This is a genomic window from Pseudomonas sp. LB3P93 (genome assembly GCF_054898025.1).
Window position 1 is genome coordinate 2,329,304 of record NZ_CM142713.1, and the last position, 21,800, is coordinate 2,351,103.

23 protein-coding genes and 1 tRNA gene are annotated in these 21,800 nt (G+C 56.9%); 20 read left to right on the forward strand and 4 right to left on the reverse strand.

The window, feature by feature from the left end; translation table 11 throughout:
• Positions 1–47: 47 nt before the first annotated feature.
• The 8 genes from ACYZT8_RS10410 (at position 48) to ACYZT8_RS10445 (ending at position 7,652) form a co-directional block, all read left to right on the forward strand.
• Entirely contained in the window at positions 48–485 is a 438-nt protein-coding gene (locus ACYZT8_RS10410) for a hypothetical protein (protein ID WP_461980816.1), read from the forward strand.
• Between the two features lie 188 nt (positions 486–673).
• Positions 674–1,630 carry a substrate-binding domain-containing protein gene (locus ACYZT8_RS10415; protein WP_461980818.1) on the forward strand — a complete coding sequence of 319 codons (957 nt, stop codon included), beginning with the start codon at positions 674–676 and terminating at the stop codon, positions 1,628–1,630.
• A gap of 55 nt (positions 1,631–1,685) precedes the next feature.
• Positions 1,686–3,239 carry a sugar ABC transporter ATP-binding protein gene (locus ACYZT8_RS10420; protein ID WP_461980820.1) on the forward strand — a complete coding sequence of 518 codons (1,554 nt, stop codon included), beginning with the start codon at positions 1,686–1,688 and terminating at the stop codon, positions 3,237–3,239.
• Positions 3,236–4,213 (forward strand): ABC transporter permease, encoded by a 978-nt coding sequence (locus ACYZT8_RS10425; protein ID WP_010455954.1) that lies wholly within the window; start codon positions 3,236–3,238, stop codon positions 4,211–4,213. Before ACYZT8_RS10420 ends, ACYZT8_RS10425 begins: the two co-directional genes overlap by 4 nt.
• A gap of 3 nt (positions 4,214–4,216) precedes the next feature.
• Positions 4,217–5,236, forward strand: coding sequence for a LacI family DNA-binding transcriptional regulator (locus tag ACYZT8_RS10430; protein WP_461980822.1), 1,020 nt, complete (start codon positions 4,217–4,219; stop codon positions 5,234–5,236).
• A 24-nt stretch (positions 5,237–5,260) separates the two neighbouring features.
• Positions 5,261–6,178, forward strand: coding sequence for a ribokinase (rbsK, locus tag ACYZT8_RS10435; protein ID WP_461980824.1), 918 nt, complete (start codon positions 5,261–5,263; stop codon positions 6,176–6,178).
• Positions 6,175–6,579 carry a D-ribose pyranase gene (gene rbsD, locus ACYZT8_RS10440; protein WP_461980826.1) on the forward strand — a complete coding sequence of 135 codons (405 nt, stop codon included), beginning with the start codon at positions 6,175–6,177 and terminating at the stop codon, positions 6,577–6,579. Before rbsK ends, rbsD begins: the two co-directional genes overlap by 4 nt.
• 44 nt (positions 6,580–6,623) lie before the next feature.
• Positions 6,624–7,652: a nucleoside hydrolase gene (locus tag ACYZT8_RS10445; RefSeq protein ID WP_461980828.1), complete on the forward strand. Its 1,029-nt coding sequence runs from the start codon at positions 6,624–6,626 to the stop codon at positions 7,650–7,652.
• A gap of 33 nt (positions 7,653–7,685) precedes the next feature.
• Here the strand turns inward: ACYZT8_RS10445 and ACYZT8_RS10450 are convergent, their stop codons facing one another.
• Entirely contained in the window at positions 7,686–7,898 is a 213-nt protein-coding gene (locus ACYZT8_RS10450) for a hypothetical protein (RefSeq protein ID WP_461980830.1), read from the reverse strand.
• Positions 7,899–8,031: 133 nt separating this feature from the next.
• Here ACYZT8_RS10450 and ACYZT8_RS10455 point away from each other — a divergent pair, with 133 nt between their 5' ends.
• A complete protein-coding gene (locus tag ACYZT8_RS10455; RefSeq protein WP_461958179.1) occupies positions 8,032–8,337 on the forward strand; it encodes a hypothetical protein in 306 nt (101 codons plus the stop codon).
• A gap of 167 nt (positions 8,338–8,504) precedes the next feature.
• Complete coding sequence (locus ACYZT8_RS10460; protein WP_461980832.1) at positions 8,505–8,825, forward strand: I78 family peptidase inhibitor; 321 nt, start codon at positions 8,505–8,507, stop codon at positions 8,823–8,825.
• A 72-nt stretch (positions 8,826–8,897) separates the two neighbouring features.
• On the opposite strand, the gene ACYZT8_RS10465 is transcribed toward ACYZT8_RS10460, so the two are convergent.
• Positions 8,898–9,110, reverse strand: a complete 213-nt coding sequence (locus tag ACYZT8_RS10465; RefSeq protein WP_007905882.1) for a cold-shock protein — start codon at positions 9,108–9,110, stop codon at positions 8,898–8,900.
• A 290-nt stretch (positions 9,111–9,400) separates the two neighbouring features.
• A complete protein-coding gene (locus ACYZT8_RS10470; protein ID WP_461980834.1) occupies positions 9,401–9,703 on the reverse strand; it encodes a hypothetical protein in 303 nt (100 codons plus the stop codon).
• A gap of 370 nt (positions 9,704–10,073) precedes the next feature.
• On the opposite strand from ACYZT8_RS10470, the gene thrS reads away from it, so the two are divergent.
• The 9 genes from thrS to ACYZT8_RS10515 all read left to right on the forward strand — a co-directional run bounded on the left by thrS (position 10,074) and on the right by ACYZT8_RS10515 (position 17,530).
• On the forward strand, positions 10,074–11,996 hold the full coding sequence (thrS, locus tag ACYZT8_RS10475; RefSeq protein WP_461980836.1) for a threonine--tRNA ligase: 1,923 nt from the start codon (positions 10,074–10,076) through the stop codon (positions 11,994–11,996).
• A complete protein-coding gene (gene infC, locus ACYZT8_RS10480; protein WP_169857083.1) occupies positions 11,996–12,547 on the forward strand; it encodes a translation initiation factor IF-3 in 552 nt (183 codons plus the stop codon). Before thrS ends, infC begins: the two co-directional genes overlap by 1 nt.
• Before the next feature lie 60 nt (positions 12,548–12,607).
• Positions 12,608–12,802 (forward strand): 50S ribosomal protein L35, encoded by a 195-nt coding sequence (gene rpmI, locus ACYZT8_RS10485; protein WP_002553160.1) that lies wholly within the window; start codon positions 12,608–12,610, stop codon positions 12,800–12,802.
• A 28-nt stretch (positions 12,803–12,830) separates the two neighbouring features.
• Entirely contained in the window at positions 12,831–13,187 is a 357-nt protein-coding gene (rplT, locus tag ACYZT8_RS10490) for a 50S ribosomal protein L20 (RefSeq protein ID WP_007905879.1), read from the forward strand.
• A 109-nt stretch (positions 13,188–13,296) separates the two neighbouring features.
• Complete coding sequence (pheS, locus tag ACYZT8_RS10495) at positions 13,297–14,313, forward strand: phenylalanine--tRNA ligase subunit alpha (protein WP_007905876.1); 1,017 nt, start codon at positions 13,297–13,299, stop codon at positions 14,311–14,313.
• 26 nt (positions 14,314–14,339) lie between these two features.
• Positions 14,340–16,721, forward strand: a complete 2,382-nt coding sequence (pheT, locus tag ACYZT8_RS10500) for a phenylalanine--tRNA ligase subunit beta (protein ID WP_461980838.1) — start codon at positions 14,340–14,342, stop codon at positions 16,719–16,721.
• A 3-nt stretch (positions 16,722–16,724) separates the two neighbouring features.
• Complete coding sequence (gene ihfA / locus ACYZT8_RS10505; RefSeq protein WP_002553164.1) at positions 16,725–17,027, forward strand: integration host factor subunit alpha; 303 nt, start codon at positions 16,725–16,727, stop codon at positions 17,025–17,027.
• A complete protein-coding gene (locus tag ACYZT8_RS10510; RefSeq protein WP_003179985.1) occupies positions 17,008–17,364 on the forward strand; it encodes a MerR family transcriptional regulator in 357 nt (118 codons plus the stop codon). The genes ihfA and ACYZT8_RS10510 overlap by 20 nt, the downstream gene beginning before the upstream one ends.
• Before the next feature lie 89 nt (positions 17,365–17,453).
• Positions 17,454–17,530, forward strand: a tRNA-Pro gene (locus ACYZT8_RS10515).
• Positions 17,531–17,726: 196 nt separating this feature from the next.
• Here ACYZT8_RS10515 and ACYZT8_RS10520 read toward each other — a convergent pair.
• Positions 17,727–18,542, reverse strand: a complete 816-nt coding sequence (locus ACYZT8_RS10520) for a DUF4365 domain-containing protein (RefSeq protein ID WP_339471270.1) — start codon at positions 18,540–18,542, stop codon at positions 17,727–17,729.
• Positions 18,543–18,773: 231 nt separating this feature from the next.
• Between ACYZT8_RS10520 and ACYZT8_RS10525 the strand changes: the two genes are divergently transcribed.
• A complete protein-coding gene (locus tag ACYZT8_RS10525; RefSeq protein WP_461980841.1) occupies positions 18,774–21,752 on the forward strand; it encodes a DEAD/DEAH box helicase in 2,979 nt (992 codons plus the stop codon).
• Positions 21,753–21,800 lie beyond the last annotated feature (48 nt).

Consider the following 21,800-nt stretch of genomic DNA (forward strand, 5'->3'; position numbering starts at 1 on the left):
CGCGCAGGTCGATGCCTCTTCAAGGGATATTTTTTTCGGGAGTTCACATGTCTTTTGCTGTTGGTTTTCCAAATGCGGGCGCAATCACCATCGGGGGCAAGTCCCCGTCGACCATCAATGCCTTGAGCGAAGCGACGGAAGAAACGTCGACGCAGCTGACTGGAAAAGAAGAAAACCAGGTCAGGACCGGTGGTGCTGCTCAGGAAGAAAGCACATCCGAGAGCCAAAGCACCCACAGCATCGTGGTGAAGATGCTGCTCAAACGCATGCAGGAACTGCAACAGCAACTGCGCGAACAACAGCAGCAACTGGCAGCCGCTCAGGCAGCGTCCTATCCAACCGAGGAAGCCAAAGCCACAGTCGTCATGGCGATCCAGGGGCAGATCGGCGAAACCAATGGCGCGCTGGCGGAGGTGGCGGGCAATCTGGTGAAGGAACTGGCGAAAGACTCCAGCACTGGCGGTCTGGTCAGCACGACGGCTTAACGTGGAGGGTTGGTTTTTGCCAACCCTGACACAAAACAGGTCGTTGACAAATCACAGCAGGGTTCGCATAGTTCGGTCTACGCAAACGTTTGCGCGCTGTTCGTGATGGCTATAACCATTAACGGACGCAATGAAGCCTACGCCGGCGCAAGCGTTGCTCACAATAATCATAAGATCGGAGTGAACCCATGAAGCTGCCATTCGCTGGACGTCTTCTTGCTGTCGCTATGCTGGCTGCCGCATCCGCCGCGCTGCCTGTCTCTTCGGCATTCGCCGAGACCCCTGAAAAACCCAAAGTCGCGCTGGTCATGAAATCCCTGGCCAACGAGTTCTTCCTGACCATGGAAGACGGCGCCAAGGCGTATCAGAAAGACCATTCCGGCGATTTCGAACTGATCTCCAACGGCATCAAGGATGAAACGGATACCGCTGGCCAGACACGCATCGTCGAGCAAATGATTCTGGCCAAGGTCAATGCGCTGGTCATCGCGCCGGCTGACTCCAAGGCCATGGTTCCGGTGATCAAGAAAGCCATCGATGCCGGTATCACCGTGATCAACATCGATAACCAGCTGGACCCGGCCGTGGTCAAAAGCAAGAACATCACCGTCCCGTTCGTAGGCCCGGATAACCGCAAAGGCGCGCGTCTGGTCGGCGAATACCTGGCCAAGCAGCTGAAGGCCGGTGACGAAGTCGGCATCATCGAAGGCGTGTCCACCACCACCAACGCCCAGGCCCGCACCGCAGGCTTCAAAGACGCGATGGAAGCGGCGCAGATCAAGGTTGTTTCGTTGCAGTCCGGTGACTGGGAGATCGACAAGGGCAACAAGGTTGCCGCCTCGATCCTCAGCGAATACCCGGAAGTCAAAGCCCTGCTGGCCGGTAACGACAGCATGGCCGTCGGTGCAGTGTCCGCCGTGCGTGCGGCAGGCAAGGCGGGCAAGGTGCAAGTGGTCGGTTACGACAATATCAACGCCATCAAACCAATGTTGAAAGACGGCCGGGTCCTGGCGACCGCTGACCAGTTTGCCGCCAGGCAAGCCGTGTTCGGTATCGAGACCGCGCTGAAAATCATCAAGGGCGAGAAGGTCGACAGCGGCACCAACGGCGTGATCGAAACTCCAGTAGAGCTCGTCACCAAGTAACCCTTCTGGCGACACAACGGTGCTCGCCCGTCCGGGCGAGCGCATGGAGAGTTTTATGTCAGTTTCCGCCCCGAACGCTGTCCTCTCGGTCAGCGGCATCGGCAAGACCTACGCCCAACCCGTTTTGACCGGCATTGACCTGACGCTGATGCGCGGTGAGGTGCTGGCGCTGACCGGCGAGAACGGCGCCGGCAAAAGCACGCTGTCGAAAATCATTGGCGGACTGGTCACGCCGACCACCGGCCAGATGCAATTCCAGGGGCAGGATTATCGCCCTGGCAGCCGCACCCAGGCCGAAGACCTGGGAATCCGTATGGTCATGCAAGAGCTCAATCTGTTGCCGACCCTGTCGGTGGCGGAAAACCTGTTTCTCGACAACTTGCCCAGCAATGGCGGCTGGATCAGCCGCAAGCAACTGCGCAAGGCTGCGATCGAGGCCATGGCCCAGGTCGGGCTCGACGCGATCGACCCTGACACTCTGGTCGGCGAACTCGGCATCGGTCACCAGCAAATGGTCGAGATCGCCCGCAACCTGATCGGCGATTGCCATGTGCTGATCCTCGACGAGCCGACCGCGATGCTGACCGCTCGTGAAGTCGAAATGCTGTTCGAACAGATCACCCGCTTGCAGGCTCGCGGCGTGTCGATCATCTATATCTCCCATCGCCTCGAAGAACTGGCGCGGGTCGCACAGCGCATTGCGGTGTTGCGTGACGGCAACCTGGTCTGCGTCGAACCGATGGCCAATTACAACAGCGAGCAACTGGTCACCCTGATGGTGGGCCGTGAGCTCGGCGAACACATAGACCTGGGGCCGCGCAACATTGGCGCACCCGCCCTGACGGTCAAAGGGCTGACCCGCTCGGACAAGGTTTGCGACGTGTCCTTCGAAGTTCGTGCCGGTGAGATCTACGGAATTTCCGGATTGATCGGGGCAGGGCGCACCGAGTTGCTGCGCCTGATCTTCGGTGCCGACACCGCGGACAGCGGCACCGTCGCGCTGGGTTCACCCGCTCAAGTAGTGAGTATTCGTTCGCCGGCTGATGCGGTCGGTCACGGCATCGCCCTGATCACCGAGGATCGCAAGGGCGAAGGCCTGCTGCTGACCCAGTCGATCAGCGCCAACATTGCGTTAGGCAATATGCCGGTGATTTCCAGTGGCGGTGTCGTCAACAACGCGGACGAAATGTCCCTGGCCCAGCGTCAGATCGACGCCATGCGCATCCGCAGTTCGAGCCCGACGCAGTTGGTGTCCGAGCTGTCGGGCGGCAACCAGCAGAAGGTCGTGATCGGCCGTTGGCTGGAGCGCGACTGTTCGGTGATGCTGTTCGATGAACCGACCCGCGGCATCGATGTGGGCGCCAAGTTCGACATTTATGCACTGCTCGGTGAGCTGACCCGTCAGGGCAAGGCGCTGGTGGTGGTGTCCAGCGACCTGCGTGAGCTGATGCTGATCTGCGACCGGATCGGCGTGTTGTCGGCGGGGCGCCTGATTGACACCTTCGAGCGCGACAGCTGGACCCAGGATGATCTGCTTGCCGCCGCGTTCGCCGGCTACCAAAAACGTGATGCGTTGCTCAACGAAGCAGCGCCTAGGGACCTTTCATGAAAACTGCATCTTCTGCCGGCAAACGTAGTGGCAATTTCTACGGTCTGGGCACCTATCTGGGCCTGGCCGGTGCCTTGCTGGCGATGGTTGCGCTGTTCTCGGTTTTGAGCAGCCATTTCCTGTCTTACGACACGTTCAGCACCCTGGCCAACCAGATTCCCGATTTGATGGTACTGGCGGTCGGCATGACGTTCGTGCTGATCATCGGCGGTATCGACCTTTCGGTCGGCTCGGTACTGGCGCTCGCGGCGTCGGCCGTCAGCGTGGCGATTCTCGGCTGGGGCTGGAGCGTCCTGCCCGCAGCGCTGCTCGGGATGGCGATTGCGGCATTGGCCGGGACCATCACCGGATCGATCACCGTGGCGTGGCGAATCCCTTCGTTCATCGTGTCCCTCGGCGTGCTGGAAATGGCCCGTGGCGTGGCGTATCAGATGACCGGTTCGCGCACGGCTTACATCGGTGACGCCTTCGCCTGGCTGTCCAACCCCATCGCCTTCGGCATTTCGCCGTCGTTCATCATTGCCTTGCTGATCATCATCATCGCTCAGGCCGTGTTGACCCGTACTGTGTTCGGTCGCTACCTGATCGGCATCGGCACCAACGAAGAGGCGGTGCGTCTGGCAGGGATCAATCCAAAACCCTACAAGATCCTGGTGTTCAGTCTGATGGGGCTGCTGGCCGGTATTGCCGCGCTGTTCCAGATTTCCCGTCTGGAAGCGGCGGACCCGAATGCCGGCTCCGGACTGGAGCTGCAAGTGATCGCCGCCGTGGTGATCGGCGGTACCAGCCTGATGGGCGGTCGTGGTTCGGTGATCAGCACGTTCTTTGGGGTTCTGATTATTTCCGTACTGGCGGCAGGCCTGGCGCAGATCGGCGCGACCGAGCCCACCAAACGCATCATCACCGGCGCGGTGATCGTGGTGGCGGTGGTGCTTGATACTTATCGCAGTCAGCGCGCAAGCCGGCGGACCTGAGTCATGGCAACGATCAAGGATGTAGCGGCACTCGCGGGGATTTCCTACACCACGGTTTCCCACGTGGTGAACAAGACCCGACCGGTCAGTGAAATGGTGCGAAAAAAAGTCGAGGAGGCGATCAAAACCCTGGACTACGTGCCGAGCGCCGTGGCCCGTTCATTGAAAGCCAAGACCACGGCGACCATCGGTTTGCTGGTGCCTAACAGCCTCAACCCGTACTTCGCCGAACTGGCCCGTGGCATCGAGGATTACTGCGAGCGTAACGGCTATTGCGTGATCCTCTGCAACTCCGACGACAACCCAGACAAACAGCGCAGTTACCTGCGCGTGCTGCTGGAAAAGCGTATCGACGGATTGATCGTGGCTTCGGCCGGTGGCGACGCGGGGCTGGCAGAAGGTCTCGCCGGTGTACGCACGCCAATGGTGATCGTCGACCGCGGCCTGGAAGGTGTGAATGCCGACCTGGTGCGCATCGACCACGAATACGGCGCCTATCTGGCCACCCGGCATCTGCTGGAGCTGGGTCACCGGGATATCGCCACCATTGGCGGCCCGGCGGGCACCAGCGTGGCGCAGATGCGTCTGGCCGGTTATTGCCGTGCCTTGCAGGAAGCAGGCGTCGAAGTTCATCCCGAGCGCATGCTCGAAAGTGACTTCACCAGCACGGGCGGTTACAACGCCGCTGCGATCCTGCTGGAAAAGAACCCGCCCAGCGCGATTTTCGCCGGCAACGACATGATCGGCATCGGTGTGCTGCGAGCGGCTGCCGAGCGCAATGTTCGTGTACCGACCGAATTGTCGGTTATCGGCTTCGACGATATCCAGATGAGCCGCTATGTCTATCCGGCGCTGACCACCGTGGGCCAGTCGATCCTGCAGCTCGGTGAGATGGCGGCCGAGGTACTGTTACGACGGATTGCGTCACCCGATATGGCCACCGATCAACGGATCGTGACGCCCAGTATTGTCCTGCGAGAATCGACGGCACCGCTCGCCGGTGTGTTCGACGAATACCGCTGAAACCGAATTGACGAGTAGTGATGTATGCCAGCAAAAGTAGTGGTGATAGGCAGCCTGAACATGGACCTGGTGACCCGGGCTCCACGGTTGCCCCGTGGCGGTGAAACGCTGATCGGCGAGTCGTTTGCCACGGTTTCCGGTGGCAAGGGCGCGAACCAGGCAGTTGCTGCGTCGCGGCTGGGGGCAGAGGTGTCGATGGTCGGTTGTGTCGGCAGCGATGCTTACGGCGAAGAATTGCGCGGCGCGCTGTTGGCCGAGCACATCGACTGCCAGGCAGTCAGCACGGTCGAAGGTTCCAGCGGCGTGGCCTTGATTGTGGTCGATGACAACAGTCAGAACGCAATCGTGATCGTCGCCGGTGCCAACGGTGCGCTGACGCCACAAGTCATCGACCAGTTCGATGCGGTATTGCAGGCGGCGGACGTGATCATTTGTCAGCTGGAAGTGCCGGATGCCACGGTGGGTCATGCCCTCAAGCGCGGCCGTGAGCTGGGCAAGATCGTGATCCTCAACCCGGCGCCGGCCAGTCGCCCGCTACCAGCGGATTGGTATGCGTCCATCGATTATCTGATTCCCAATGAAAGCGAAGCCTCGGCCCTCAGCGGTTTGCCGGTGGACTCCCTTGAAACTGCCGAAACTGCTGCGACCCGTTTGATCGCGTTGGGCGCGGGTAAGGTCATCATCACCCTTGGCGCTCAAGGATCGATGTTCGCCAACGGCACAGGCTTCGAACATTTCCCGGCGCCGACAGTGAAGGCTGTCGATACCACGGCGGCTGGCGACACCTTCGTCGGCGGGTTCGCCGCTGCGCTGGCGTCCGGCAAGACTGAAGCTGAAGCGATCCGTTTCGGCCAGGTCGCCGCAGCGCTATCGGTCACCCGTGCCGGCGCGCAACCCTCGATTCCCACCTTGTCCGATGTACAGGCGTTCAAAGCACCATGAAAAAGACACCTTTGCTCAACGTCGCGCTGTCTCGGCTGATCGCGTCCCTTGGTCACGGCGACATGGTCGTGATCGGCGATGCCGGCCTGCCGGTCCCACCGGGCGTCGAACTGATCGACCTGGCCCTGACCCAGGGTATTCCGGATTTCGTCAGCACTTTGAAGGTCGTGCTCAGCGAAATGCAGGTGGAGCGCCATGTCTTGGCCCAGGAGATTCTGGATAAACAACCCCCCGCCTTGAGCGCGCTGGATGAGCTGAATGCCAAAGGCGCGCTGGGCCAGCGTGAGCTGCTCAGCCACGAACAGTTCAAAGTCCTCAGCCGACAGGCGCGAGCGATTGTTCGTACAGGCGAATGTGCGCCGTACTGCAACATCGTGCTGGTATCGGGGGTGACGTTCTAACGCGCTGTACACACATTTGTTTCCCCACGCACAAGGAGTGCGATATGCACCGCTATGCTCAGAAACTGCACCACCTGCTCCGGAGTCTGCTGCTTTTGTCCCTGATTACTGCAACGAGCGCCCAGGCGGCGGAAAAGATCGATTTGATCATCGACACCGATCCAGGTGCCGACGACGTCGTCGCCTTGCTGTTTGCGTTGGCGTCGCCTGAAGAACTGAACATTCGTGCGCTGACCACCGTTGCCGGCAACGTGCGTCTGGACAAGACTTCGCGAAATGCTCGACTGGCCCGTGAGTGGGCAGGGCGCGAGGAGGTGCCGGTTTACGCGGGTGCACCGAAACCGTTGATGCGCACGCCGATCTATGCGGAAAACATCCATGGCAAGGAAGGTCTGTCGGGCGTCACTGTGCACGAGCCGAAGAAAGGCCTGGCCGAAGGTAATGCGGTCAATTACCTGATCGATACCCTGAGGGCCGCCAAGCCCCACAGCATCACCATCGCCATGCTGGGTCCACAGACCAACCTGGCCCTGGCGCTGATCCAGGAACCTGAAATCGTTCAGGGCATCAAGGAAGTGGTGATCATGGGGGGCGCGCATTTCAACGGCGGCAACATTACCCCGGTGGCCGAGTTCAACCTGTTCGCCGATCCGCAAGCTGCGGAAGTGGTGCTTAAAAGCGGCGTGAAGCTGACGTATCTGCCGCTGGACGTGACCCACAAGATTCTCACCAGTGAAGCGCGCCTGAAGCAGATCGCAGCGATCAACAACAATGCCAGTAAGCTGGTGGGCGATATTCTCAATGAGTACGTCAAAGGCGACATGGAGCACTACGGTATTCCCGGTGGCCCGGTGCATGACGCAACCGTCATTGCTTACCTGCTCAAGCCTGAATTGTTCACCGGTCGTTCGGTCAACGTGGTCGTTGATAGCCGTGAAGGCCCGACCTTCGGCCAAACCATTGTCGACTGGTATGACGGCCTGAAAGCGCCAAAGAACGCGTTTTGGGTAGAAAGCGGAGACGCCCAGGGGTTCTTCGATCTTCTGACCCAGCGTCTGGCTCGTCTGAAGTAAGTCGTATGCCCGCAGGTGCCAGCCTGCGGGTTTTTAGTATTTCTCGGTTTCCACTGCGTCTTTCAGGTCGGCGGGATATCTCTCGAATACCTGCTTGATGAATGAATGGGCCGCGTCAGTGCCCAGTGCCTTGACCAACAGATCGATACCAATGATTGCCAACTCTTCCGGGCTGCCCGGGCTGTAAGAGCTGTGGCCCTGCGGCCACTTGACGGTGATGTTGGCGTCGATGCTTACGGTGGTCATGATGGCGCTCGTGAAGTCGGAAAAGTCTGAGTGCCGAGTTAACCATTTTGCGCGGCGTTTGGCACTCCGACTTAGGCATGAGAAGAGGGCTATGCGACACTTGGTCTTTGACGAATTTTTCAAGGACTGTGCTGTGCAGATCGATTTGAACACTCCTGACGGCTTGACCCTTGAGGCTGTACGCCAGCTGCTGGCTTCCGCCAGTGATGATGAGCACACGCAGCTGCGAGTGACCAAGGGCGGCATCGCCTACATTTCATCAGGCGTTGTGGGCGGCACCGATATCAACGGGCTACTGTTTCGCCTGGAGACGTGGGCCAAGGGCTCCGGATATGTAGGATTGGTCGCGGCCAGCGACGAAGTCTGGGTCATGCAGATTTTCAATGCGCTGAAAGAAAACTGGCCGAACCCGCCCTATGATTACATCGACGTCTATTGAGGACTGTTCATATTCAGTCACGATTGAGTGATGAACGGCAGGGTGACGCTCAGGCAAACTCGCCGCTCGTGCGGATCCAGGGCAGGGTGATGGCTCTCGCCTCGAAACCAAATGCCGGATTGGCGGTCGCAAGATCTCAGCTTAACTATTGGAAAAAAGGAGGCTTCATGCCTTGGAAGTTCGCGTCATTGGGTACTTTGTTCGCTGTCACGCTGCTGGCGGGTTGCAGCAGTACGACGTCGGAATCGGCGACAGACCCTGTTACGACGACTGACACTGGCCACAGCCGTTGCGAGGCTAAGGCGGCCGAATTCGCCATTGGCAAACCAGCTTCGCCTGCACTGCTGGAGCAGGCACGTACCCGCGCAGGTGCACAGAATGCCCGGTTCCTGTCGCCTAACGATATGGTGACGCTGGAATACCGTTCTGATCGCCTGAACCTGAATACCGATGCCAGCCAGGTGGTGACCCGCGTCAACTGCGGCTGATCACTTCAAACTTTTGCTTCGCTCATAAAAAACCCCGTCACATGGACGGGGTTTTTTTAGTGCGGCTGAAAATTACTCAGCGCGGACTTGTGCAGCTTGCATACCCTTTTGGCCTTTCTCAGCCACGAAGGAAACGGTTTGGCCTTCTTTCAGGCTTTTGAAACCGTCGCTTTCGATAGCTTTGAAGTGTACGAACAGGTCGTCACCGCCACCTTGAGGAGTGATGAAGCCGAAGCCTTTTTCATCGTTGAACCATTTAACGGTGCCGGTTTGGCGATTAGACATGGTGTATCTCCAAGAAACATATATTTTCAGTAGTGCTGTGCTGCTCAGGCCAACTGGGCACACCGGGGTATCATAGTCGAAATGTTCGCTTTGGGAGCCCCCCGGACGTGCTGTTTGCCCTGCAGACGCGTTTCGTTTGCTGCTTGATGTAGCTGAAAGCCCCGTTTTACAAGGCTTTCAGCCGAAAGTAAAGACGATAAAAAAACCTGTAAAACCTGCATAAATTGTACGAAAAGGCTCAAATGCATCACTTTTTATCGGTGTTGAGCCGGGTCAAAAGGACTTTTTTGTCACTTTTTCGCCGGCGTATTGGCCTTGCATTTGGCTATCTGACCCAATGCTTTCTGTTGCAAGTCTGGACTGGCCTTGTTGTCCATCAATGACTGGATGTCGCCAGCTGGATACGATTTGATCGCATCCGCACCGCAAGCGCAGTGAGCCTTTGCTGCGGCAGCACCGATCTGCGGAGTGGCCGCTTCTGTGCACTGAGCCATGTATTTCTCGCGCTCGCCCTTTGGCCAATCGGCGTGGGCGGCCAGTGGCAGCAGCAGAACGATGGGGGCGACGACTGCGAACAAACGATTCAGACGCATGCTGGGATGCTCCTTGTGGGTCAATGTCTTATCTGAGGGGTAAAGTGGGGTTCAAGTTCAGCACTCTGGCATAAATTGCATGATTTGCCCCAGCACAAAGCCTCGTTGCATCGACGACCGTTCATCTGTGCTAGCATGCCCCGCTCGGGCTTTTGCAGGCTCCGGATGACCTTCAGTCCCGGTGGCGGCAATAGCGCGAATAACCCTGATTTGAATCCCAGTCACTCTGGTTCGGTTTTCCGGTTGGCCGCAAGGCTCCTGCCGCTGTAAGGCAGGCGTTCGTCATTGAATGGCCTGGATCGGATCTTGTACTGGCTCATCCCAACCCACGTGACCTTTGGTAGGGGTCACCACTAGGAGAGGAGGCGCCATGCCAACTATTACTCTTCCCGACGGCAGTCAACGTTTATTCGATCACCCGGTTTCCGTAGCCGAGGTCGCCGCATCCATTGGTGCAGGTCTGGCCAAGGCCACCGTGGCCGGCAAGGTCAATGGCAAGCTGGTCGACGCCAGCGACATCATCGACAGCGATTCCACGCTGCAAATCATTACGCCAAAGGATGAAGAGGGGCTGGAGATCATTCGCCACTCTTGCGCCCACCTGGTTGGCCACGCGGTCAAGCAGCTGTATCCGACCGCCAAGATGGTCATCGGTCCGGTCATCGACGAAGGCTTCTATTACGACATCGCCTTCGAACGTCCTTTCACCCCGGACGACCTCGCCGCGATCGAACAGCGCATGCAGCAGCTGATCGAAAAAGATTACGACGTGATCAAGAAAGTCACTCCGCGCGCCGAAGTGATCGAAGTGTTCAAGGCCCGTGGCGAAGACTACAAGCTGCGCCTGGTCGAGGACATGCCGAACGAGCAGGCCATGGGTCTGTACTATCACGAAGAATACGTCGACATGTGCCGCGGTCCGCACGTGCCGAACACGCGCTTCCTGAAATCCTTCAAGTTGACCAAATTGTCCGGCGCCTACTGGCGTGGCGATGCCAAGAACGAGCAGTTGCAGCGCGTTTACGGCACCGCATGGGCGGACAAGAAGCAGCTGGCGGCTTACATCCAGCGCATCGAAGAAGCTGAAAAGCGCGATCACCGCAAGATCGGCAAGCGTCTGGGCCTGTTCCACACCCAGGAAGAGTCCCCGGGCATGGTGTTCTGGCACCCGAACGGCTGGACTCTGTACCAGGTGCTCGAGCAGTACATGCGCAAGGTTCAGCGCGACAACGGTTACCTGGAGATCAAGACGCCTCAGGTCGTTGACCGCAGCCTGTGGGAGAAATCCGGGCACTGGGCCAACTACGCCGACAACATGTTCACCACTCAGTCGGAAAACCGCGACTACGCGATCAAGCCAATGAATTGCCCTTGCCACGTGCAAGTGTTCAATCAGGGTTTGAAAAGCTACCGCGAGTTGCCGATGCGCCTGGCCGAATTCGGTGCTTGCCACCGTAACGAGCCATCGGGTGCGCTGCACGGCATCATGCGTGTGCGTGCATTCACTCAGGACGACGCCCACATCTTCTGCACTGAAGAGCAGATGCAGGCCGAATCCGCTGCATTCATCAAGCTGACCATGGACGTTTATGCCGACTTCGGCTTTAAAGACGTCGAAATGAAGCTGTCCACTCGTCCGGAAAAACGCGTGGGTTCCGACGAGCTGTGGGATCGCGCCGAAGCTGCACTGGCTGCAGCCCTTGATAGCGCTGGCTTGCCGTACGATCTGCAGCCGGGTGAGGGTGCGTTCTACGGTCCGAAAATCGAATTCTCGCTGAAAGATTGCCTTGGCCGTGTCTGGCAGTGTGGTACCCTTCAGCTCGATTTTAACCTGCCTGTCCGTCTGGGAGCCGAATACGTCTCTGAAGACAACAGTCGCAAGCACCCGGTTATGCTGCACCGGGCGATCCTCGGCTCCTTCGAACGTTTCGTCGGAATCCTGATCGAGCATTACGAGGGTGCATTCCCTGCGTGGCTGGCTCCGACCCAGGCAGTGATCATGAATATCACTGATAAACAGGCTGATTTTGCCGCCGAGGTTGAAAAAACCCTCAATGAAAGCGGATTTCGTGCCAAGTCTGACTTGAGAAATGAAAAGATCGGCTTTAAAATCCGCGAGCATACTTTGCTCAAGGTTCCTTATCTCTTGGTTATCGGAGATCGGGAAGTCGAGATGCAGACTGTCGCTGTGCGTACTCGTGAAGGTGCTGACCTGGGCTCGATGCCCGTCGCCCAGTTCGCTGAGTTTCTCGCGCAAGCGGTTTCCCGGCGTGGTCGCCCAGATTCGGAGTAATTACTATTAAGCGTGAAATGAGACAAGATAAACGAGCTGCACCGAAAGCCCCGATCAACGAGAATATCTCGGCACGCGAGGTTCGGTTAATTGGGGCTGAAGGTGAACAGCTTGGGATTGTGTCAATTGAAGACGCGCTTCTTAAGGCTGAAGAGGCCAAGCTGGATCTGGTGGAAATTTCCGCCGATGCAGTACCCCCTGTTTGCAAACTGATGGACTACGGCAAATCGATCTTCGAAAAGAAGAAGCAGATTGCCGCTGCCAAGAAAAACCAGAAGCAGATTCAGGTTAAAGAAATCAAGTTTCGTCCAGGGACGGAGGAAGGGGATTACCAGGTAAAACTGCGCAACCTGGTACGTTTCCTGAGTGATGGGGACAGGGCCAAGGTATCCTTGCGATTCCGCGGCCGTGAGATGGCCCACCAGGAGCTGGGGATGGAACTCCTCAAGCGAGTTGAAGGTGACTTGCTCGAGTACGGTTCGGTCGAACAGCATCCTAAGATGGAAGGACGCCAGCTGATCATGGTCATCGCCCCGAAAAAGAAGAAGTAATCATCAGGGCACGGCAGGCCTTCTGATTATGTTTATCAACTGAATGCGGAGTATCCGAACATGCCAAAAATGAAAACGAAAAGTGGTGCTGCTAAGCGGTTTCTGAAAACTGCTAACGGTATCAAGCACAAGCACGCTTTCAAGAGCCACATCCTGACTAAAATGTCGACCAAGCGTAAGCGTCAACTGCGCGGTAGCAGCTTGCTGCATCCGTCTGACGTGGCAAAAGTCGAGCGCATGCTGCGCCTTCGTTAATTTTAGTCAAGAATAGAGGAAGTAACTCATGGCTCGTGTAAAGCGTGGCGTCATTGCCCGTAAACGTCACAAAAAAATTCTGAAACTTGCTAAAGGCTACTACGGCGCTCGCTCGCGCGTATTCCGTGTTGCCAAGCAAGCGGTAATCAAGGCAGGCCAATACGCCTACCGTGACCGTCGTCAGAAAAAACGTCAGTTCCGCGCTCTGTGGATCGCTCGTATCAACGCTGGTGCACGTATCAACGGTCTGTCCTACAGCCGTTTCATCGCCGGCCTGAAAAAAGCGTCCATCGAGATCGACCGTAAGGTTCTGGCTGATCTGGCAGTGAACGAAAAAGCGGCGTTTGCTGCGATTGTCGAGAAAGCTAAAGCCACCTTGGCTTAAGTACCCCCGACAGTCACCCGGCCTCACCTCTGTGGGGCCAGGTGTTAAACGTCATAAATAGGGGAAGAGCCTTCAAGCTCTTCCCCTATTTTGTATCTGGAGTCTGTACATGGAAAACCTGGATGCGCTCGTCTCTCAAGCACTAGAGGCTGTGCAAAGCGCTGAAGATATCAATGCCCTGGAGCAAATCCGGGTTCACTACCTTGGCAAGAAGGGCGAATTGACTCAGGTGATGAAGACCCTGGGGAATTTGCCGGCAGAAGAGCGTCCGCAAGTCGGCGCCCTGATCAACGTTGCCAAGGAGCGTGTCACAGAGGTTCTCAATGCGCGCAAGGCGTTGTTTGAAGAGGCTGATCTAGCCGCCAAACTCTCCGCCGAGTCCATTGACGTGACCCTGCCTGGCCGCGGTCAGACCTCGGGTGGTCTGCATCCGGTCACCCGTACTCTGGAACGAATCGAGCAATTCTTCACCCACATCGGCTACGGCATTGCCGAAGGCCCTGAGGTCGAAGACGATTACCACAACTTCGAAGCGCTCAACATCCCAGGCCATCACCCGGCCCGGTCGATGCATGACACCTTCTATTTCAATGCCAACATGTTGCTGCGCACCCATACCTCGCCGGTACAGGTCCGCACCATGGAATCGAAACAACCGCCGATCCGCATCGTCTGCCCTGGCCGTGTGTATCGTAGCGACTCCGATATCACCCACTCGCCGATGTTTCACCAGGTTGAAGGCCTGCTGGTCGATCGCGACATCAATTTCGCCGACCTCAAAGGAACCATCGAAGAGTTCCTGCGCGTGTTCTTCGAAAAAGAACTGGCCGTGCGTTTCCGCCCTTCGTACTTCCCGTTCACCGAGCCGTCCGCTGAAGTCGACATGGAATGCGTGATGTGCAGCGGTAAAGGCTGCCGTGTCTGCAAACAGACTGGCTGGCTGGAAGTGATGGGCTGCGGCATGGTTCACCCGAACGTGCTGCGCATGTCCGGGATCGACCCGGAAGAGTTTTCGGGCTTTGCCTTCGGCATGGGCGTTGAGCGTCTGGCCATGCTGCGTTACGGCGTGAACGACTTGCGTCTGTTCTTCGACAACGACTTGCGGTTCCTCGCGCAATTTCGCTAGTCGTAACGAATTCTTAGGAGAGCAGGATGAAATTCAGTGAACAATGGCTGCGTGGCTGGGTAAGCCCGCAGGTAAGTCGCGACGAGCTGGTTGCTCGTCTGTCGATGGCCGGTCTTGAGGTCGATAGCGTTACGCTGGCCGCCGGTGAATTCAGTGGCGTGGTCGTGGGCGAAGTGCTGAGCACCGAGCAACACCCGGACGCCGACAAGTTGCGCGTTTGCCAGGTCAGCAATGGCGCGGAGACTTTCCAGGTTGTGTGCGGTGCGCCAAACGTGCGCCCGGGCCTGAAGATCCCGTTCGCCATGATCGGTGCCGAACTGCCGGGCGACTTCAAAATCAAGAAAGCCAAGCTGCGTGGCGTTGAGTCCAACGGCATGCTGTGCTCCCAAGCCGAGCTGCAAGTCGGCGAAGGCAACGACGGCCTGATGGAATTGCCGGTCGATGCGCCGGTCGGTCTGGACATTCGTGAGTACCTGAGCCTGGACGACGCCAGCATCGAGGTCGACCTGACCCCGAACCGCGGCGACTGCCTGTCCCTGGCCGGTCTGGCCCGTGAAGTCGGCGCGCTGTATGACGCTGAAGTCACCCGTCCAGTGGTGGCTGTCGTGCCAGCCGTGCACGATGAGGTGCGTTCGATCGAAGTGCTGGCACCAGCCGCTTGCCCGCGTTACCTGGGCCGTGTGATCCGTAACGTCGATCTGACCAAACCTACACCGCTGTGGATGGTCGAGCGCTTGCGTCGTGGCGACGTTCGCAGCATCGACGCTGCCGTCGACATCACCAACTACGTGATGCTGGAGCTGGGCCAACCGCTGCACGCATTCGATCTCGCCGAAATCAATGGCGGCATCCGCGTGCGCATGGCCGAAGAAGGCGAGAAGCTGGTACTGCTCGACGGTCAGGAAGTCAGCCTGCGTAGCGATACGCTGGTGATTGCCGACCACACCCGCGCCTTGGCAATCGCCGGCGTCATGGGCGGCGAGCACAGCGGCGTCAACACCGCGACCACTCGCGACGTATTCCTGGAAAGCGCGTTTTTCGACCAGATTGCCGTCGCTGGCAAGGCCCGTTCCTACGGCCTGCACACCGATGCTTCGCACCGCTACGAGCGTGGCGTGGACTGGCAACTGGCCCGTGAAGCCATGGAGCGCGCCACTGGCCTGCTGCTGGAAATCACTGGCGGCGAAGCTGGCCCGATCATCGAAACCGTCAGCGAGCAGCATCTGCCGTCGATTGCGCCGGTTACGCTGCGTGCCCAACGCATCACTCAGATGCTGGGCATGGAAATGGAGTCGGCCGAAGTCGAGCGTCTGCTCAGCGGCCTGGGTCTGAAGATTTCTGCCGATGGGGCAGGGCAGTGGCGCGTAGAAGTGCCAAGCCATCGCTTCGACATCAGCCTGGAAGTCGATCTGATCGAAGAACTGGCGCGTCTTTACGGTTACAACCGTCTGCCGGTTCGTTACCCGCAAGCTCGCCTGGCACCGCAAGCCAAGGCTGAAGCGCGCAGCGATCTGCCTGAACTGCGTCGCCTGTTGGTGGCGCGTGGTTATCAGGAAGCGATCACCTACAGCTTCATCGATCCGAAACAATTCGAGTTGTTTAATCCGGGTGTCGAGCCGCTGCTGCTGGCCAACCCGATTTCCAACGACATGGCGGCCATGCGCTCGTCCCTGTGGCCCGGTCTGGTCAAGGCGCTTCAGCACAACCTGAACCGTCAACAGGATCGCGTCCGTCTGTTCGAAAGCGGCCTGCGTTTTGTCGGTCAGCTGGAAGGCCTGAAGCAAGAGCCGATGCTGGCGGGTGTTGTTTGCGGTAGCCGGCTGCCGGAAGGCTGGGCTCAGGGTCGCGATGTCGTGGATTTCTTCGACGTCAAAGCCGACGTGGAAGCGGTGCTGGGCTTTGCCGGTGCACTGGATTCGTTCACATTCGTGCCGGGCAAACACCCTGCGTTGCACCCGGGTCAAACCGCGCGCATCGAACGTGAAGGTCGCCTGGTCGGTTTCGTCGGCGCTATCCACCCTGAATTGTCGAAAACCCTCGGTCTCGACCGCCCGGTTTTCGTCTTCGAGCTGGTTCTGGCCGAGGTGGCATTGGGAAAAATGCCTAAATTCCAGGAGTTATCACGCTTTCCTGAGGTGCGTCGTGACTTGGCGCTGATTGCGGCTACGGATGTTGCAGCCAGTGCTGTACTGGACGTAATCCGTGAAAATGCAGGCGAATGGCTCACAGACCTCAGGCTATTTGACGTGTATCAGGGTAAAGGCATTGATCCTGATAGAAAAAGCCTTGCAGTCGGCTTGACCTGGCAGCATCCATCGCGCACTCTTAATGACGATGAGGTGAATACCACGACGCAAAACATCCTCACCTCGCTCGAACAAAGGTTGAACGCCACGTTAAGGAAGTGACGTATGGGGGCTCTGACGAAAGCTGAGATGGCGGAACGTCTGTATGAAGAGCTGGGCCTGAATAAACGGGAGGCCAAGGAATTGGTCGAACTGTTTTTTGAAGAAATCAGGCACGCTCTTGAAGACAACGAACAAGTCAAATTGTCCGGTTTCGGCAATTTCGACCTTCGGGACAAACGCCAGCGGCCTGGCCGCAATCCGAAAACGGGTGAAGAAATCCCGATCACGGCTCGCCGTGTGGTCACCTTTCGTCCAGGGCAGAAGTTGAAGGCCCGAGTTGAGGCTTATGCTGGAACCAAGTCATAACGACGAGCTACCCGTCATCCCAGGCAAACGCTACTTCACCATTGGTGAAGTCAGCGAGCTGTGTGCGGTAAAACCGCACGTGCTGCGCTACTGGGAGCAGGAGTTTCCTCAACTCAACCCCGTCAAACGCCGCGGAAACCGCCGGTATTATCAGCGCCAAGACGTGCTGATGATCCGGCAGATCCGCGCGCTTCTTTACGATCAAGGGTTCACCATCGGTGGCGCGCGTTTGCGTCTGTCCGGAGATGAAGCCAAAGACGACACCACTCAATACAAACAGATGATTCGGCAGATGATTGCTGAGTTGGAAGATGTGTTGGTTGTTCTCAAGAAATAAATTCCTGCGTTTGAATACTTCCAGTTTTCAAAAGCTTGCGATATATTCTTGAGCGTTCTTCGAGAAGAGGAACGGGTTTCACGCCTAGTCGGGGCGTAGCGCAGTCCGGTAGCGCACTAGCATGGGGTGCTAGGGGTCGAGTGTTCGAATCACTCCGTCCCGACCATATAATTCAAGGGGTTGCGAGATCTTATCTCGCGACCCTTTTTTATTTTCAGTGGTTTTTACCCCTACAAAACTACTGGCTTTGGGTGGAATCCTCACCTCTTTCGGAGGAGATGGGCGCAAGATTTCTGGGTGCCAATGTCCCCCCGCAGTAATTTCGGCGATGGAGGGCAGGGATGGACCTAGTTGACGGCTCGTCAGGCAGTTTTCAGCTTTTGCTGTGGGGGGTAGCTGATGGCGACTACTTGCCTAGCTCGCTCTGAAAGACCTCCTGAGCGTTGCAATGCAATTGATTTGTCGATTTTTTTCTCAAGTTCCGGATAAAAATCCATTACGAGGAGACGTAACCGATCTAGAAGTTTAGGATCATTTTTAAGCTGGTCTCGTAAGTGGACTGCGTAACCGTAGTTGGAAGTTAAGGCATCGTCGGGCGCAAATGCCCGCATCCACTTCAGCATGATATCTGCGTCACCTCCGAAATTTATCAGCAGGTCGATGTAGCGAATCAGCTGGGCCGAAGCGTTATAAAGTGTATATCTGTTGATGTCTAAGATGGACGTTTGATGTTCGACTGCGATCTTCTTGATGTCCTTCCATCCCTCACTGAGCTGGAAGGATCCTTTCATACTTACAGAGATTGTTTTTGCGGTGGGTTTACTTGGGGTCAAATGATCCTGTTCGACAGGTAGCGCCCGAATGACCCCGGTAGTGACATTTACGTCGATCAGTAGCACGGGAATTAACGAAACAGACAAATAACGCGCGGTTGTGGACTTCAGGCGGATTTTACCTCTATCAGTCCCGGTTCCTTTGATCTGCAATCGTATAAGCGCGCCGGTCACTGAACCTCGCTTCTTGACGATCTCGATTTCCGCGTCCAGACCGTAGTCTTTTGGTAAGTCTCTATAAATCCAGCCTTTTTTTGCAACGGCCTTTTTTACTAAAGCAGTTGCTTGATCGTCAACTATATGGGGCTTCGTTCTCATAGGAAGATTTTTTGTCATTAAGTCCATCTAACTCACTCTCTTGCGTTTGTTGGAGGGGGGACATTCAATGCCGTTTTATTTTTGATCACTGAATAAACTGACGCATGCTTATTAGATCACTACAAATGATCTCTGCAGGCCGGTGGTGAACCGTCGTCGGTGCTGAATTCATATGCCCCGCAACCAAACCACACCCTTACCACTTGCACAAAAACGGCACCGGAGTACGCTTCAATCGGATCCAAAGGAGGGATTGCGGTGCCGAATTTTTTTGTTGAGCAAGCGGGGACGCTGAATCTGTTTCAACAGCAGCGTACTCCCAATCATGGATTCAGACCTGGACAGTTGGGTGCGTTGCACGCCGTTTTGGCGCATTTTTCCGTGCAGGACGACCCTGCCATCGTCTGTTTGCCCACTGGCTATGGAAAGACCTCCTTGATGATGGCGCTTCCCATGCTGCTGGGGCCGGCGCGTGTATTGATAGTGGAACCTTCAAGCGCCTTGAGAAAACAGGTGCATTCACATATTTCGGTCATGTCCACGCTCCGCCGAATTGGTGCGCTGGCTGAAGATTGTCCGCTTCCCGACGTGCACCTGCATATCGGCCGTCCTCAATCCCTTGAAGAATGGCAATTGCTTCAAGCCTACGACGTCGTCGTTTCGACACCTTCAAGCTCATCACCCGACCTAGCCCCTGGTGCACCGTCGGATCTCTTCGATCTTGTGATCTTCGATGAAGCCCATCATGCTCCGGCCGATTCCTGGATGGCCTACGTAGAACACTTCACAAAAGCTCGGTTCTTGTTTCTCACGGCAACGCCCTTTCGACGAGATGGGCGCGTCATTCCAGGGAAGCTCGTTTATCGATATCCCGTAATGCGGGCTGTCGATGAGGGGGCCTTTGAGCCAATTAACTTCTATGCGGCACCGATCGAGGACGAACTCGATGATGAACACGTTGATCAAGCCATAGCTCGGGCGGCTGTTCAGCAGCTTAACGAGGACAGGGCAAACGGGTTCGATCATAGGCTGTTTGTACGCGCAGGGACTATCAAGGCCGCACAGGAACTAGTGCCGCTCTATCAAGGCCTGGGCATAGCGGTCGAGGCCATTAGCAGCAAACTTACGAAACGTCAGCAGGAGGCGATTGAGGAAAGGCTAATCACCGGTGCGCTGGAAGCGATCGTTTGCGTGGACATGTTCGGAGAGGGTTATGACTTTCCGAAACTCAAGGTGGCGGCGCTCCATGCTCCCCACCAGTCTCTGGTGCCCACAATTCAATTCATTGGACGCTTCGCCCGTGTGGACGAAACCACAGGCCCGCCAACGCTGATTGCACCAACTTTCCGTATCAAGGAGGCAACAGCGTCTCTTCTTAAGGAAGGCGTAAATCTTGCGCAGATGATTGATGAGGCTGCGATCGCTCAACTCGCGGGATCTCTGGAGGAGCAGGAGTTTATGGAAAGGCTCCCCGTGAGGAAGATTGCCGAATCTGACTACGAATCTGTCTCGCCGCTGTCTTTTAATTTATATGCCCATGTACGTGTTTTCGAGTGTGACGAGCCACCGAATTTTGGGCTCCTTGACTCCACGATTGGGCGGCATTTGCGGATTGTGAAGCAGTGGGGAACGCAAGACGGGACAATCTCGTTGGTTTTGACGGCAGACGAGACGTCTCCCAATTGGGCCATCTCTGATGCTCTGATCGATGTGCGTCACGACGTGTTTCTCTTGATGTTTTTCGAGGCGGCAAAACTCTGCTACATAGGGTCGACCCGTCGAACGGAAAAGCTTTACCTCAGCATCATGGACACGATTTCTCCCGGTTGCTGCAGACCGCTTAGCTACCAACAGACCAGCAGGGCGCGCGCGGGCTTGGAGGAGGTCAAGTTTTACAACGTTGGGCTGAAGAACACGACGTTCAACTCGCAGGGAGAGACTTATCGAACCCTCACTGGCCCCCAGGCGGAGAGGGCGGTGACAGCTGGCGACAGTCGAGTCTTCTCCCAAGGACACTTCTTCGGCAGCGGTATGAATGGGCAGGTCAAGGAAACGATTGGCGCAAGCAGCAGTTCCCGGATATGGAGCAATCAGCGCCTCTCGATCCTTGATTTCGTTGAGTGGGTGCAAACCCTGAACGGACGCCTCTCCGGTAATGCACCCTTTAGCGCAACCCAGTTAGACATCGTGCGCTCTAGCAAGCCTTTGAGTCGGTTACCAGATGTGGTCATAGCGGCGAACTGGCCTAAAAGCGGATTCAAAAACAACCCGAAAGTCCGCTTTCGGGCTGCCGCCCAGCAGCGCGTTCAATACTCGAGATTGGTTGAGTGGGACATCCAGAACTTTCAGTGCGACCTACAGGCGGGGCAATTATCCTTTTTACTGGTTAGCGCCTTCGGCGTGGTGCCAATGCGATTTCACTTGGCAAACGCACGGATGGTGACGTGTCTGGATCCTGACGTCTCCATCGAGATCGAGTCTGCCCACGACTCCTGGGTTGCAATGGCGGACTGGCTCTGCGAGCACAGTCCAGTGTTCTACGCCGCCGACAAATCATCCTTTGAGGGGATGAATTTGATGGCCGCACCGTTGCTGCAAACTGAGCGTTTGGCTCCTGGCGATGCAGAGATCATCGACTGGAGGGGCTGTGGCATACACATCGAATTTCTACCCCAGGATCAATCCCCCGAGACGTTGCGAAAGCGAGCGCTGCTCGCCGGAAACCTGACCGTGCAGGAGCACCTGGAGCGACACCTAGTCAACCTGCCGGATGTTCAAGGACTATTCTACGACCACAGGGCGGGGGAGGCCGCCGATTATATCTGTGTAACAAAGAATGCTGAGGATGAGGTTAACGTCAGCTTCTACCACTGCAAAGGTGCGGGTGGGCCACCAAGTGGAGGACGTGTGGGTGATGTCTACGAGGTGGCAGGACAGTTGGTCAAGTCGGTCTATTACTGCAACGTGCCGACGATTGTTCAGCACATGGAAGATAGGATGCTTCCAAGGCACACATCACCCTCCTACTTTGTTCGCGGCAACAGAGCCGACGTTACTCAGTTGTTGAAAACTACACCTGCCACCAAGCTCACGTTTTCCGTGATCGGCGTTCAGCCTGGCATTCGCCGCTCGGCGATCAATGCTCACCTTAGTGATCTTATGGCGTTCTGTATCAGTTACGCGAGGCAGGGAGGGGCAGCGAAGGCTTACTGGCTGGTCAACGAACCAGAGAATTGATTCCACAAAGCGGCTGAGGAGTACGCCTGGCCGCTTCGTGTGTTTCGC

Excerpts from the sequence above, each read along its gene's own strand:
- rplT (WP_007905879.1), top strand. The coding sequence starts at position 12,831 with ATGGCTCGTGTAAAGCGTGGCGTCATTGCCCGTAAACGTCACAAAAAA.
- ACYZT8_RS10520 (WP_339471270.1), bottom strand. The coding sequence starts at position 18,542 with ATGGACTTAATGACAAAAAATCTTCCTATGAGAACGAAGCCCCATATA.
- ACYZT8_RS10430 (WP_461980822.1), top strand. The coding sequence starts at position 4,217 with ATGGCAACGATCAAGGATGTAGCGGCACTCGCGGGGATTTCCTACACC.
- rbsK (WP_461980824.1), top strand. The coding sequence starts at position 5,261 with ATGCCAGCAAAAGTAGTGGTGATAGGCAGCCTGAACATGGACCTGGTG.
- thrS (WP_461980836.1), top strand. The coding sequence starts at position 10,074 with ATGCCAACTATTACTCTTCCCGACGGCAGTCAACGTTTATTCGATCAC.
- ACYZT8_RS10510 (WP_003179985.1), top strand. The coding sequence starts at position 17,008 with ATGCTGGAACCAAGTCATAACGACGAGCTACCCGTCATCCCAGGCAAA.
- ACYZT8_RS10410 (WP_461980816.1), top strand. The coding sequence starts at position 48 with ATGTCTTTTGCTGTTGGTTTTCCAAATGCGGGCGCAATCACCATCGGG.
- ACYZT8_RS10460 (WP_461980832.1), top strand. The coding sequence starts at position 8,505 with ATGCCTTGGAAGTTCGCGTCATTGGGTACTTTGTTCGCTGTCACGCTG.
- ACYZT8_RS10445 (WP_461980828.1), top strand. The coding sequence starts at position 6,624 with ATGCACCGCTATGCTCAGAAACTGCACCACCTGCTCCGGAGTCTGCTG.
- pheS (WP_007905876.1), top strand. The coding sequence starts at position 13,297 with ATGGAAAACCTGGATGCGCTCGTCTCTCAAGCACTAGAGGCTGTGCAA.
- ACYZT8_RS10450 (WP_461980830.1), bottom strand. The coding sequence starts at position 7,898 with ATGACCACCGTAAGCATCGACGCCAACATCACCGTCAAGTGGCCGCAG.
- ACYZT8_RS10465 (WP_007905882.1), bottom strand. The coding sequence starts at position 9,110 with ATGTCTAATCGCCAAACCGGCACCGTTAAATGGTTCAACGATGAAAAA.
- ACYZT8_RS10420 (WP_461980820.1), top strand. The coding sequence starts at position 1,686 with ATGTCAGTTTCCGCCCCGAACGCTGTCCTCTCGGTCAGCGGCATCGGC.
- ACYZT8_RS10415 (WP_461980818.1), top strand. The coding sequence starts at position 674 with ATGAAGCTGCCATTCGCTGGACGTCTTCTTGCTGTCGCTATGCTGGCT.
- rpmI (WP_002553160.1), top strand. The coding sequence starts at position 12,608 with ATGCCAAAAATGAAAACGAAAAGTGGTGCTGCTAAGCGGTTTCTGAAA.
- pheT (WP_461980838.1), top strand. The coding sequence starts at position 14,340 with ATGAAATTCAGTGAACAATGGCTGCGTGGCTGGGTAAGCCCGCAGGTA.
- ACYZT8_RS10425 (WP_010455954.1), top strand. The coding sequence starts at position 3,236 with ATGAAAACTGCATCTTCTGCCGGCAAACGTAGTGGCAATTTCTACGGT.
- ACYZT8_RS10470 (WP_461980834.1), bottom strand. The coding sequence starts at position 9,703 with ATGCGTCTGAATCGTTTGTTCGCAGTCGTCGCCCCCATCGTTCTGCTG.
- ihfA (WP_002553164.1), top strand. The coding sequence starts at position 16,725 with ATGGGGGCTCTGACGAAAGCTGAGATGGCGGAACGTCTGTATGAAGAG.
- rbsD (WP_461980826.1), top strand. The coding sequence starts at position 6,175 with ATGAAAAAGACACCTTTGCTCAACGTCGCGCTGTCTCGGCTGATCGCG.